This is a genomic window from Mesorhizobium sp., from assembly GCF_041661565.1.
Taxonomy (GTDB): Bacteria; Pseudomonadota; Alphaproteobacteria; order Rhizobiales; family Rhizobiaceae; genus Mesorhizobium.
In genome coordinates this window covers 1-11703 of sequence record NZ_JBAZUD010000148.1, presented here as the reverse complement: position 1 = coordinate 11703, position 11703 = coordinate 1, and the positions used below count along the sequence as shown (strand labels likewise).

The window sequence follows — 11703 nt, the reverse complement described above, 5'->3', positions numbered from 1 at the left end:
TGGTCGTGGTGGCGACGCCGATGGTCTTGCCGGCAAGATCTTCCTTTGTCACGCCCTTCAGCGTGCTGTCTTTCGGCACGGCCAGCGCCGAAGGCGTATTGTAGTATTTGTGCGAGAAGTCGACCTTCTCCTTGCGTTCCGGCGTGATCGACATCGAAGCGACGATGGCGTCGAACTTGCCGGCCTGGAGAGCCGGAATGATGCCGTCCCAATCCTGGGCGACGAAGGTGCACTTGACCTTCATCTGGTCGCAAAGCGCCTGCGCGATGTCGATGTCGAAGCCGACGAGCTTGCCGTCGGAGGTGAGGTTGTTGAAAGGGGGGTAGGCGCCTTCGGTGCCGATCCGCAGGGTCTTTTCCTGGGCCTGGGCGACGCCGAGCGTCAGCAGCGCGGCCGAAGCGGCGAGCGCGATACGCAGTGCAATACGCATGATAGTCCTCTCTTTGTGGTCCCGGCCGTCGTTCCGAAACGGCTCTGTGGGGCGGTGCTTTTGACCGCCCGCTGGGGGCGATACTCCCACTCTTTCCAAGAAAAAAGCAACTGCAAAACCATAAATACAGGCGAGGCTAATCTGCCGTTGCGTTACCTCTCAAGCAACCAGCCCCGTCGCGTGCTCGATGAAGTCGGCTATCGACTTGACATCGTCGAGGTCGAACACCGGCAGGGGATCGCCTCCGGCTCCGAAATCAGTGGCGACGGCGACGATATTGGGATCACTTGCCGACAGCGGCGTCCGATCCTTGGCGTCCAGCCGACGGGTTTCAATCTTGCGATGGGTCTCGCGCTTGTAGCCTTCGACAAGCACCAGATCGCAAGGCGCGAGCCGCGACAGTATCGAGTCCAGCGTTGGCTCTTCCTCACCGCGCAGTTCATGCATCAGCGCCCAGCGTTTGCCTGACACGATTGCGACTTCCGTGGCGCCGGCCTGCCGGTGGCGAAAGCTGTCGGCGCCCGGTTTGTCGATATCGAAATCATGATGGGCGTGTTTTACCGTCGAGACATTCCAGCCGCGACTGACCAGTTCGGCAACCAACTTTTCCGTCAAGGTCGTCTTGCCGGAATTCTTCCAGCCGGTGATGCCGAAGACATTTCTGGTCATGCGATCATGCTCCGCGACAGACGTTCGGCCTCGGCAAGATCGTCGGGCAGGTTGATGTTGAAAAACGGATCGAGCCTCTGTCCGGAAAGGTCCTCGATAGGGAAGTCCACCTCGATGCAATCGCGCCGGTCGATGAAGGCCGAAACCCGTCTGTTGTCCTCGTCGACCAAAAAGCGCCTCAACTCGTCGCGACAGTCCGTCGGCCAGAGCGCGAAGGTCGGGTGCCGCCTTCCCCCCGAAGAGGCGACGGCCATCGAGCCGGGAGCCCCTGCTGTCGCCGCCACAAGCCTTTCAACCAGGTTCTCAGGCAGGAAAGGCGTGTCGCCGGCGACCGTGACCACGGCCGGACACCGGGTGTGGTCGGTAGCCCAGTCGAGGCCGGCCAGAATCCCGGCCAGCGGGCCGGCGAAACCCGTCACCGTGTCGGGCAGCACCGGGAGCGAGATCCCAGCGAAGCGAATTGGATCGCCGTTGGCGCTGAGCGCCAGTGGTCCAACCTGCGGAACGAATCGCTTGATGACATGGTCCAGCAAGCGTGCGCCGCCGAGCGCGAGCAGGCTTTTGTCGCCGCCGCCCATCCGGCGCGACCGGCCACCGGCCAGGATAATCCCCGCAACGTCTCTGTTCATTCCATGGCCTTCGGCCAGTTCTCCGCGGATCCGAAGCGCTCTATATGCCGTCCGGCGCCATGGAGGGTCCAGTGCTTTCGGCGACGATCCTGCGCCGGCCAACGACGCGTTCGCGATAGAGCGCGTAAAGCCCGGAACCGATGATGATCGTGGCGCCGGTGATCATGGCAAGGTCGGGAACGTCGCCGAAGATGACGAGGCCAAGCACGATCGACCACAGCAGGGAGGTATAGCGGAACGGCGCGATGAAGGAGATGTCGCCTTCACGCATTGCCATGATGATGAACTGGTAGCCGATGAGCACGAGAACGGCGGCGAGCGCCAGCAGGCCCGTGCCTTGTCCCGTGAGCGGCGTCCAGCCGCCCATTGGCCGCAGCAATATGGCGCCGACCACCGTCATGGCGATCGCCGTTGCCGTAGAAACCAGCAGGGACGGGATGGCGGCGGGGATCCGTTTGGTGGCGAGGTCGCGCACCGTACAGCAGGCGACGGAGGCCAGAGCCGCGAGCGAAAACACGCTGAACCCTTCGAAACCGGGGCGTACGATGATGAGAACGCCGGTAAATCCGACCGCGATGGCCAGCCAGCGCCGCCAGCCGACTTCTTCCTTGAACACAAGGGCCGCGCCCATCGTCACCGCCAGCGGCAATGCCTGCAGAACGGACGAGACGTTGGCGATCGGAAGGTGGGCAAGGGCGATCAGGAAGGTCACCGTTCCGCCTGCCTCGCCGATCACGCGTATCGCCACAAATGGCTGCAACATGGACTTCGACCGTGCCAGCGCGCCGCTGCGCCAGGCAAGAAGGCCGACAAACAGCGATGCGAAGACGCCGCGGACCAGCATGACCTGCGCCATGTTCATCGATTCCGACGATAATTTCGTGATCACGTCGTTGAATGTGAAGCCGGCCATGGCGATCAACATGAACAACGCGCTGCGAACATTGGAAGAGAGAGCCAAGGCTACCACCACTCTGCTTTGTGCAAAGCCTGTAGCAGCCAGCCACGAGTCAGCAATGTGAAAGGGCTGGACCACGCCGCTTAGCGTCGTGGTCCGAATGTGATGGCAAGCCGGGACAAGCCGCCTCGCGACTGGCCCTGATAGTTTCTCGTCCTACTTCTTTGGCGTCAGCACCTCGGTGCCGTTGCCTTCCTTGCCGGCGATCGTCCACAGGCCATGCAGCGAACCGTCCTCCTTCACCTTGTAGACGACCAGGCCGATATCCTTGTCCATGACATAGCCGGCGGAGAAAGCGTCATCATTGCGCATGCAGATGCCGTCCGAGGACGAGCCGCCGGTCTCCCAATGGATCGTGCAGGTGGTCTCGCTGGTCAGCGTGATGGTGGCTTCGCCATCATAGGAGGAACCGTCGAAATTGGTGCCGGCAACGGCGTAGGTACCGCCAATCGACTGCGCTGCCGCGGGAAGGACGGCAAGGCCAAGAAATGCGAAGGAGAGAAGAAGTGTGCGCATGAATGTATCCCCCAAGGAGCGAAAACCGCTGCGCGGAAGGCTAGGGGAGAAAATGCCACCGGTAAATCAAGTGGACATGAGGCTGCTGGAATTAATGGCTGTGTGGCTGAAATGCCTGTGATCAGTCGAGAAACTAACGGCCCCTTGAGACTGCGCGTGATGGCGCCCACCAGCGAATCGTATTTCGATTTTAACGAAGCAGGGTAATCGACCCTTACTGTGTGGATAACTCCATCCGGGAAAGTGCAGACTGTCCCGAAGCGCTCGTTGACATAGGTGAACGGGGCTGCCGCCGCGCTGGTCGCTGCTATTGTTGCTACAAACGCAAGAAGTGAAAAACGCCGCTGCGTGTCCCGCCTCGAAGTCATGTTGCTGAGGCAATCCTCGCACGGATCCGGCGAAAACTTCAGCCGCCTGTCACGCTCATATGCCGGGAAACGGAGGGCCGGCTGGTGCGGCGGTCAATGATGAAATCATGGCCTTTCGGCTTGCGGCCGATGGCTTCGTCTATTGCGATGGCGACAAGTTCGTTGCCCTCGGAAGCGCGCAAGGGCGAGCGCAGGTCGGCCGCATCCTCCTGGCCGAGGCACATATAGAGGGTGCCGGTGCAGGTCAGCCGGACGCGGTTGCAGCTCTCGCAGAAATTATGCGTCATTGGCGTGATGAACCCCAGCCGCCCACCGGTTTCCGCGACATGGACATAGCGGGCCGGGCCGCCGGTCTTGAACGCAATGTCGGTCAGCGTGAACTGGCGCTCCAGTGAAGCACGCAGCAGCGACAGCGGCAGGTACTGGTCGGTGCGGTCGGCGTCGATCTCACCCATCGGCATGGTTTCGATGACCGTCAGGTCCATGCCGCGGCCATGTGCCCAGCGCATCATCTCGGGCAGTTCGGCGTCGTTGAAATCCTTCAGCGCCACTGCGTTGAGCTTGACCTTCATCCCCGCCGCCTGCGCGGCATCGATGCCCTGCATGACCTTGTCGAGATGGCCCCAGCGGGTGATCTTGTGGAACTTGTCGGCATCGAGCGTGTCGAGCGAGACGTTGATGCGACGCACCCCGCAATCGGCGAGCTCGGCGGCAAAACGCGACAGCTGCGACCCATTGGTGGTCAGCGTGAGCTCTTCCAGCGCGCCGCTTTTCAGATGCCGCGACAGCTGGCGCACCAGATGCATGATGTTCTTGCGCACCAGCGGTTCGCCGCCGGTAAGACGCAACCTCTTGACGCCCTTTTCGATGAAGACGGTGCAGAGCCGGTCGAGCTCTTCCAGCGACAACAGGTCTTTCTTCGGCAGGAAGGCCATGTCCTCCGCCATGCAATAGGTACAGCGGAAATCGCAGCGGTCGGTAACCGACACTCTGAGATAGCTGATCGTACGACCGAAGGGGTCGATCATGTCCATGCTTAAGCTTTTCCCGTGGCCGCGAACGGCTTCGTTATATATTGCTATGTGATACGAAGCGGCCAGCCATTCAAGATACCGCTTCTTGGTCTTTGGTGAAAGTCCTGGGCCGACATCGCATGTCGGCCTCTTTCATCGGGCCTTTTCCCATCCGGCGAAGCGGCTTAGGGAAGGGCGGATTGGAAGGAAAACGTGCAGCATGACCGCGCCCAGCGAACTCAGGGTGTCCAAGGATCGACGACTGCTCTCGGTCACCTTTCCGGGCCATCAGCCATTCGATCTACCAGCGGAGCTGCTGCGGGTCGCTTCGCCCTCGGCCGAAGTGCAGGGCCATTCGCCCGAACAACGCGTGACGGTTCCGGGCAAGCGCAATGTGGCCATCCTGAAGATCGAGCCGGTCGGCAATTATGCCGTGCGAATCACCTTCGATGATTTCCACGACACCGGCATCTTCACCTGGACCTACCTGCATACGCTCGGTCACGAAAAGGACGGGCGCTGGAATGCCTATCTTGCCGAGCTCGCCGAAAAAGGCCTGAGCCGGGACCGCTGAACGGCGCACCCGTCGCCCTGATCGAAGCTGAAGGCGTGGTCAGGCATCCTTCAGCACCTCATAGATCTTGCGCATCTGATCGCCGATCAGGTCGCATTGTTCCGGTGTCGACTGGCTCATCGCTTTCTCGATCAGCGCCATATGCACCTTCAACGCCTGCATCAGCAGCGCTTCGCCGGCTTCGGTCAGCGCCAGCCGCAAGATTCGCTTGTCCTTGGCGTCGCCCTCCCGGCGCAGCAGTCCGCGCGTCTCCAGTTGCGGCAGCAGCATGGTGATGTTGGAGCGACCGACAAGCAGCTTGCGAGCAAGATCATGCTGCGACATGCCGGGGTGGCGGTAAAGATTCATCAGCACGTCGAGCTGAGCCGGCTTCAGGTCGAGCGGCCCGAGCTTCACCGCCAGCGTACGCTCCAGCACATGGCAGGCGCGCGCCACCGCGACCCAGTTGCGAAAACGCGGGTTGTCCCAGGGTAGCTCTTGTTTATTGTTCATGTTTGAACTATTATGTTCATGCTTGAACGTATGGATGGATTCCGACTATGGCATCATTCGGACTGAAGGTCATCCGGGGTCTGTTCGGTGCCGCTGAACGGATCGCTCCGCGTCTCTCCGGTCGCGCGGCGTTCGAATTGTTCTGCCGCACGCCAAGCACCAGGACCCTGACCGAAGGCGAACGCCGCGCCATAGGCCGCGCGGCGGAGTTCATGACCGATGCACGCCATCACCGGCTGAAGACGGCCACCGGCTGTGTCATGGTCCACGAGTTCCGGCCGGAGCCGGGCAGGGCGGGAGCCGGCACTGTGCTTGTCGTCCATGGCTGGCGTTCGCGCACTGAATACATGCGCGCCTTGATCGAAGGCTATCGGGAGGCCGGCCACAGGGTGATTTCGCTCGACCTGCCCGGTCACGGGCAGTCGCAGGGCCGACGGTTGAACATGGTCAATGCCGTGGATGCGCTACGGGTTGCCGGCGAATGGTTCGGTCCGTTCGCCGCCGTGGTCGGCCATTCCTTCGGCGGCGCCGTCGCCGCCAACGCCATTGCCGGTTCCGTCAAGAACATTCCACCATTGATGGCCGACAGCCTTGTCCTGATCGCTGCGCCAAGTTCCCTGCCGGCGATCTTCGCCGACTTCAGCCGCCTGCTCAATGTCGGTCCACGCACACAGGTCGCGATGGCGGATCGCGTCGAGCACCTTTCGGGCCGGCCCTTGCGCGAATTTACCGGCGATCGCCAGCTCGCCCACGCGCCGGTGCCGACCTTGGTCATCCACGCGCAGGATGATCGTGAAGTGCCGCGCGACCATGCGACACGCTATGCCAGCGCCGGCAGCCATGTGCGGCTTTACTGGGCCGATGGACTTGGCCACCGCCGCATCCTTGCCGACAGGCGAGTAGTCGAGCGCGCCGTCGGCTTCGTCGCCGAGCATCAGGAGCCGGCGCTGCTGCATTGAGCTGCGTTCGGCCTATTTCTTCTTCCCGCCCGGCTCGACGGGCAGGCCGGCGGCCTTCCAGGCGGTGTAGCCGCCAAGGATGTGCCTGACCGGGGAAAGCCCCATGTCCTGGGCCGTCTTGGTGGCCAGGGCCGAGCGCCAGCCACCGGCGCAGAAGAAGACGAAGTTCTTCCCCGAGGCGAAAAACGGCTTGTGATATGGGCTTTCGGGATCGATCCAGAATTCCAGCATGCCGCGGGTGACATGCCTCGCGCCGGGGATCCGGCCGTCGCGTTCCACCTCGCGTGGATCCCGCAGGTCGACGAAGACCGTGTCTTCATCGTCGAGCAGTCCGGCGGCCTCCTCGGGCGACACCACCTCGATCTCGGCATTGGCCTCGTCCAGCAGCTCGCGATACCCTTTTTTCATCCGACTTCCCCGGCCGCCCGTTTGGCAGGCTGCCGGGATTTGCAGCACAATGGGCGGTGTTTGTCACGCCTTGTCGACAGGGGGAGGCTTCCGAGATGCGCTCGCCGCCATGGCCAACAGGCGCGCTGGCCCGGCATTGATGGTCACGGGGCGCCAGTGTTTGCTCTCCGCCGGTTTGCCGGGAGGAGTGGAAAGCGCTTGGCGTCGAGCGTCACGATGTTGTGAAACCGTTCTGCAACAAGCGTCTCAAAATTTATGGAAGCTTAACGAAATCGGTATGAATCGGTATAGTCACGCCTTACATCCGCCACGCGGACAGCGAGACGGTCAAGTGGTGCGGAACGGGAACCGGTTGTAGCCGGAGCGGGTGATCCATGAAATTTCTCCGAAACAAGGCAACCGTGATTCCGCTTGTGGCGATCACGGCGACACTGGCACTCGGCGTGCCGCATGCCGGTGCGCAAGGCCTGCTGGAAATGCTCTTCGGCGGCGGCGTCAAGCGTGCTCCGCAAGGCGAGTTTCCTCCGCCGCCGCCTAAATACAAGCCCAAAGCCCCCGCCGCAGGCGGGGTGAAAATCAGCAGCCCGTCCTACTACACCTACAAGGCCGACCGCCTGGTCCGCATCGATTTCTCGGCCCTGACAGCTGCGTCCCAACCGGCGACGCCGCAGGACGCCGCGTTTGTTCCCTCGGCCACGGGTGCCGCCTTTCGGGACGCCATTGCAGGGCTCGGCGATTACGAACTCTATGCCGAGCCCGATGTCGCCAAGGCGCTGATCGCCTACTACTCGGCCAATCCGGATTTCATCTGGGTGACCGGATCCGGCCCCAACAATCGCGCGCAGGATGCGGTGCGGGTGCTTGGCGAGGCCGCCAGCTATGGCCTCACGCCAGCAGATTATACGGTCGAGGTGCCGACCACCAGCGCATCACCCGCCGACGCCAACGCCCAGCTGAAAGAACTCGTTCGGTTCGAGATGGCGCTCTCGGCGCGCGTGCTTCGCTACGCCCATGACGCCCAGAACGGCCGTGTCGAGCCCAATCGCATGACCGGCTACTATGATTTGCCCGCCAAGCCTCTCGACCTGGTTGGTGTGCTGAAAACGCTGGCGCATACCCAGGAAGTGCGCACCTACCTCGAATCGCGTCATCCGCAGAATCCGGAATATCAGGCGCTGCGTGTCGAACTGGAATCCTTGCAGGCCAGCGCCGAGAACGAAATCGTCGTCGACCCCAAGCTGCTGCTGAAGCCGGGCGAAACCAGTTCGGAACTGCCAAAGCTGCTGAAACTGATTGCGCGCAACCTCGACGACGAGATGGGCGGCACCTATGGCGAGGTTCTGGCCAGGCTTGCTGCAAGCGACGTCTATGTTCCGGAACTGGTTCCGGTCATCAAGGCCGTGCAGCAGAAGCAAGGCATGAAAGGCGACGGCGTCATCGGGCCGCGCACTGTCGCGGCGCTGGCCGGCACGTCCAAGGCCGACAGGCTTCTGAAGGTGCAAGTGGCGCTGGAGGAACTGCGCTGGCTGCCTTCAGATCTCGGCAGCCCGCGTGTCTTCATCAACCAGCCGGCCTTTACGGCCAGCTACATCGACAATGGCCAGGAACAGCTGAAGACGCGCGCCGTCATCGGCCGGACCACCAACCAGACGGCGTTCTTCTACGATCAGATCAAACAGGTCGATTTCCATCCCTATTGGGGCGTGCCGCAGTCGATCATCGTCAACGAGATGCTGCCCAGGCTGCGCAGTGATCCCGGCTATCTCGACCGGGCCGGCTACGAAGTGACCGATGCGAAGGGCAAGCGTATTCCTTCGTCGGCGGTCAACTGGGGCGCCTATGGCTCCAACATCCCCTATAACGTGCGCCAGCAGCCAAGCGAGGCCAACGCGCTGGGTGAATTGAAGATCCTGTTCCCCAACAAGCATGCCATCTACATGCACGACACGCCGCAGAAGTCGTTCTTCAAGCAGGACATGCGCGCTCTCAGCCATGGCTGCGTGCGATTGCAGGATCCGCGCGGCATGGCGGCGGCGGTGCTTGGCACGTCGGTCGACTATGTCGCCGAGAAGCTGAAGCACGGGCATTCGTCCGAGGATGTGACGCGCAAGATTCCGGTCTACGTCGCTTATTTCACCGCCTGGCCCGACATGTCCGGCAAGGTCGAGTATTTCAACGATGTCTACGACCGCGATTCGAGACTGAAGCAGGCATTGGACGCCACCGAGGCGGTGCGTTCGCCGTCGAGCTGATTTCAGCGGTCCGGGACTGGGCGTCGGAAACCGGCGTCCCGTCCGGCAATCAGCCAATAAACCAGCCCGGCGACAAGGCCGGCGCCGGCGACGATGCCGATGTCGACCCAGCGCTCGGGATCCATGTCCTCCGGCGCACTGGGCCAGATCAGGGCGAAGCCTCCGACCGAGGCGCCGGCGCCGAAAACCATGTGCAGCAGCGCATTGCGCAATGAAAAAAACTCGGCGATCAGCGCGAAGGTGAGCGTCTGGCCGCCGGTCACCACAATCGTCAGGAAATAGATGAACAGGCCGAGCGGCGGCACCACGAGGGCCGCGATCGGCGTGATGCCCATGACGTCGAAATAGGCGGGCGCGCCCGGCAAGGAACTGAGCACGGCATAGATTGCCACCACGGCGATCAGGCCGATCAACACCGCCACCAGATAGGCGGCAAGCATCATCAGGATGCGCTTCGACACGTGCTTGGCCTGCACCACGCCCCCCGGCTCGGTACACCACGGCAATCAGCCAGCAAAAGCGGATTGGCGCAAGGGCCTTGAGCGCTGCGGAGAAGGCGGCTCAGGCCCCGGCGTACACTGGCAACGACCATGACCCTTTGACGGGTGACATCGATCCCGAACTCCGACCTTGAAGTGATAAGGCCGGCCTGCGTACCACCAAGCCAAAGAGCTCAGGAGCGGGTATTGATCGCCAGCCTCACTTTGGTTCGGCGGTCACGGGATCGTAGGTGATCTCAACCTTCGCCTTGTCCGACGTATAGTAGGTGACGACGTAGGCGTCCTTGTCCCAGTCGACCTCCTTCACGTAGCGAAAGCCGTCGCGTTGCTCGACCTTGGCGAGAATCTCCGACAGTTTCTTGGCGTTTGGCGGCGGCAAGGGACTGTCGTCCGCGGCCAAGGCCGGCCCGCAAGTGAAAAGAACGGCGACGCTGGTCGCCAACAGAAATCTATGCATGAATTTCCCTCAAGTTTTGACGGAAAGAAACTCACCAGCGTGCCTGTTGGTTCCGTGGCCGGCAGCGCAGGACGTCCCGGAGCCGAAGGTCAAACAGACCATTCCGACAGTCCGGCAAGTTGCAGTCGATCCGGCCGCCGCAAACGTCGACCGAGCGGCGATAGGGTTTTTGCCTTGGGGCGGCGGATTGGTCGGCACCCTGGCAAGTCCACGGCCGGCTGATTGACGGCCTTATCGGTATCGGCGCAACCGCGAATCTATGCTAAGCCGCCGCACAATCAATCCAAAGGACGATCCCCCGTGAGCGAACCGACCGTGGCCCAGGCGACCGAGAGCATCTATGCTTCGCTGCGGGCGGACAATGCCGACATCGACGCACATATCGCGACCCTCAAGGCGGCACTGATCCGAGAAGGTGTGAAACAGGCGATTTTCGATCCGACCAAGTTGGCGCAGAACAACCGCTCGGGCCGTAAGCTGATGCAGGCCTATTTTCGGCAGCGCGGCGTCAGCGTGGTGTTCTCAGACTAGCGGAACCGCCGCGGTGATCTCGGCGCGACGTTGATCTGCTTGGCCGCTCCCCCAATTCTAGCCGTCGCCTTTCCTCGACCACCAGAGCCCGCAAGGCTGCACGGCTGAAAATATCTGCCGAGATCAAGCCGCCCGTCGCCAGGCTCTGTCAGTCCGCCCTGTCGCCCGCAGCCATCGCGGCAGGATCCATCCACATAGCGCCCACGGCGTGGCCATCGGGATCAGCGAGGTCGCGGGTATACATGAACCCGTGATCTTCGATTGGATTGATGTCGGCCGTTCCGCCGTTCGCGGCAGCCGCGGCTGCCATTGCGTCCACGGCGTCGCGGCTGTCCAGTGACAGGGCCAGCATGACCTCGCTGGACGTGGATGGCGGGATGGGGCGGGTCGTAAAGGTCCGCCACTTGGCCTGGCTGAGCAGCATGAAGTTAATGTTCTCACTCCACACCATCCAGGCAGCTGTGTCATCGGGGAAATCGGGGTTGTTCTTGAAGCCGAGCGATTCGTAGAAGGCCCTGGATGCCTTCACATCGGTGACGGGCAGGCTCACAAAGATCTTCTTGCTCATCGGTCACTCCCTGATTTGTTGAGATGCCTGTCCAATGGGTGGCTCCGGTTTGAAGACGGTTGGCCGCGCGCGGAACCGACACGGCATCTCAAATTTTTCGAGTTTCCAATGCAGTGACACGGATGCCTGGCTCGGCGGCGTTACGTGGGTATCCGCGCTCGCTAAGCGTCAGGGGCGATTTTGGATAGTTTACGAAGCCAATTCATCCAACGTCGAGCGGTTGGATGGTGGGCGATGCAGGGATTGAACCTGCGACCCCACCCGTGTGAAGGGTGTGCTCTCCCGCTGAGCTAATCGCCCGCTCGTTGCCCGAAGGCCAAGCGAGCCGCGATATAAGGGAGGCCCACGGGGGAAGTCAAGGCAGTGTCCGGCGTTCCGA

Annotated in this window: 16 protein-coding genes and 1 tRNA gene; 5 read left to right on the top strand and 12 right to left on the bottom strand. The window is 62.0% G+C overall.

Going from position 1 to position 11703, the window contains the following annotated elements; all coding sequences use genetic code 11:
* The 4 genes from WC739_RS21235 to WC739_RS21220 form a co-directional block, all read right to left on the bottom strand.
* Positions 1-430: transporter substrate-binding domain-containing protein (locus WC739_RS21235; RefSeq protein WP_372954966.1), on the bottom strand; the 430-nt coding region annotated here is incomplete at its 3' end.
* Between the two features lie 159 nt (positions 431-589).
* On the bottom strand, positions 590-1099 hold the full coding sequence (mobB, locus tag WC739_RS21230; protein WP_372954965.1) for a molybdopterin-guanine dinucleotide biosynthesis protein B: 510 nt from the start codon (positions 1097-1099) through the stop codon (positions 590-592).
* The gene (gene mobA, locus WC739_RS21225) at positions 1096-1728 is read right to left on the bottom strand and encodes a molybdenum cofactor guanylyltransferase MobA (protein WP_372954964.1); all 633 of its coding nucleotides are present in this window, start codon (positions 1726-1728) and stop codon (positions 1096-1098) included. The genes mobB and mobA overlap by 4 nt, the downstream gene beginning before the upstream one ends.
* A 40-nt stretch (positions 1729-1768) precedes the next feature.
* Entirely contained in the window at positions 1769-2653 is an 885-nt protein-coding gene (locus WC739_RS21220; RefSeq protein WP_372954963.1) for a DMT family transporter, read from the bottom strand.
* Between WC739_RS21220 and WC739_RS21215 the strand changes: the two genes are divergently transcribed.
* A complete protein-coding gene (locus WC739_RS21215; RefSeq protein WP_372954968.1) occupies positions 2583-2750 on the top strand; it encodes a hypothetical protein in 168 nt (55 codons plus the stop codon). The genes WC739_RS21220 and WC739_RS21215 overlap by 71 nt on opposite strands.
* A gap of 92 nt (positions 2751-2842) precedes the next feature.
* Here WC739_RS21215 and WC739_RS21210 read toward each other — a convergent pair whose 3' ends face one another.
* Positions 2843-3202 carry a hypothetical protein gene (locus WC739_RS21210; protein WP_372954962.1) on the bottom strand — a complete coding sequence of 120 codons (360 nt, stop codon included), beginning with the start codon at positions 3200-3202 and terminating at the stop codon, positions 2843-2845.
* Between the two features lie 406 nt (positions 3203-3608).
* Positions 3609-4604, bottom strand: a complete 996-nt coding sequence (moaA, locus tag WC739_RS21205) for a GTP 3',8-cyclase MoaA (protein ID WP_372954961.1) — start codon at positions 4602-4604, stop codon at positions 3609-3611.
* A gap of 199 nt (positions 4605-4803) precedes the next feature.
* Here moaA and WC739_RS21200 point away from each other — a divergent pair, with 199 nt between their 5' ends.
* On the top strand, positions 4804-5157 hold the full coding sequence (locus WC739_RS21200) for a gamma-butyrobetaine hydroxylase-like domain-containing protein (RefSeq protein WP_372954960.1): 354 nt from the start codon (positions 4804-4806) through the stop codon (positions 5155-5157).
* A gap of 39 nt (positions 5158-5196) precedes the next feature.
* Here WC739_RS21200 and WC739_RS21195 read toward each other — a convergent pair whose 3' ends face one another.
* Entirely contained in the window at positions 5197-5649 is a 453-nt protein-coding gene (locus tag WC739_RS21195) for a MarR family winged helix-turn-helix transcriptional regulator (RefSeq protein WP_372954959.1), read from the bottom strand.
* Positions 5650-5696: 47 nt separating this feature from the next.
* On the opposite strand from WC739_RS21195, the gene WC739_RS21190 reads away from it, so the two are divergent.
* A complete protein-coding gene (locus WC739_RS21190; RefSeq protein WP_372954958.1) occupies positions 5697-6608 on the top strand; it encodes an alpha/beta hydrolase in 912 nt (303 codons plus the stop codon).
* A 12-nt stretch (positions 6609-6620) separates the two neighbouring features.
* On the opposite strand, the gene WC739_RS21185 is transcribed toward WC739_RS21190, so the two are convergent.
* Complete coding sequence (locus tag WC739_RS21185; protein WP_372954957.1) at positions 6621-7016, bottom strand: rhodanese-like domain-containing protein; 396 nt, start codon at positions 7014-7016, stop codon at positions 6621-6623.
* A gap of 374 nt (positions 7017-7390) precedes the next feature.
* Here WC739_RS21185 and WC739_RS21180 point away from each other — a divergent pair, with 374 nt between their 5' ends.
* Entirely contained in the window at positions 7391-9268 is a 1878-nt protein-coding gene (locus tag WC739_RS21180) for a murein L,D-transpeptidase (RefSeq protein WP_372954956.1), read from the top strand.
* A 2-nt stretch (positions 9269-9270) separates the two neighbouring features.
* Here the strand turns inward: WC739_RS21180 and WC739_RS21175 are convergent, their stop codons facing one another.
* Positions 9271-9711 (bottom strand): hypothetical protein, encoded by a 441-nt coding sequence (locus tag WC739_RS21175; RefSeq protein ID WP_372954967.1) that lies wholly within the window; start codon positions 9709-9711, stop codon positions 9271-9273.
* Between the two features lie 256 nt (positions 9712-9967).
* Positions 9968-10225, bottom strand: coding sequence for a PepSY domain-containing protein (locus WC739_RS21170; protein WP_372954955.1), 258 nt, complete (start codon positions 10223-10225; stop codon positions 9968-9970).
* Between the two features lie 300 nt (positions 10226-10525).
* Here WC739_RS21170 and WC739_RS21165 point away from each other — a divergent pair, with 300 nt between their 5' ends.
* A complete protein-coding gene (locus tag WC739_RS21165; RefSeq protein WP_372954954.1) occupies positions 10526-10756 on the top strand; it encodes a hypothetical protein in 231 nt (76 codons plus the stop codon).
* Positions 10757-10904: 148 nt separating this feature from the next.
* Here the strand turns inward: WC739_RS21165 and WC739_RS21160 are convergent, their stop codons facing one another.
* Together WC739_RS21160 and WC739_RS21155 are read right to left on the bottom strand one after the other, a co-directional pair.
* On the bottom strand, positions 10905-11324 hold the full coding sequence (locus WC739_RS21160; RefSeq protein WP_372954953.1) for a VOC family protein: 420 nt from the start codon (positions 11322-11324) through the stop codon (positions 10905-10907).
* Between the two features lie 225 nt (positions 11325-11549).
* Positions 11550-11624 (bottom strand) — tRNA-Val (locus WC739_RS21155).
* Positions 11625-11703: the final 79 nt, after the last annotated feature.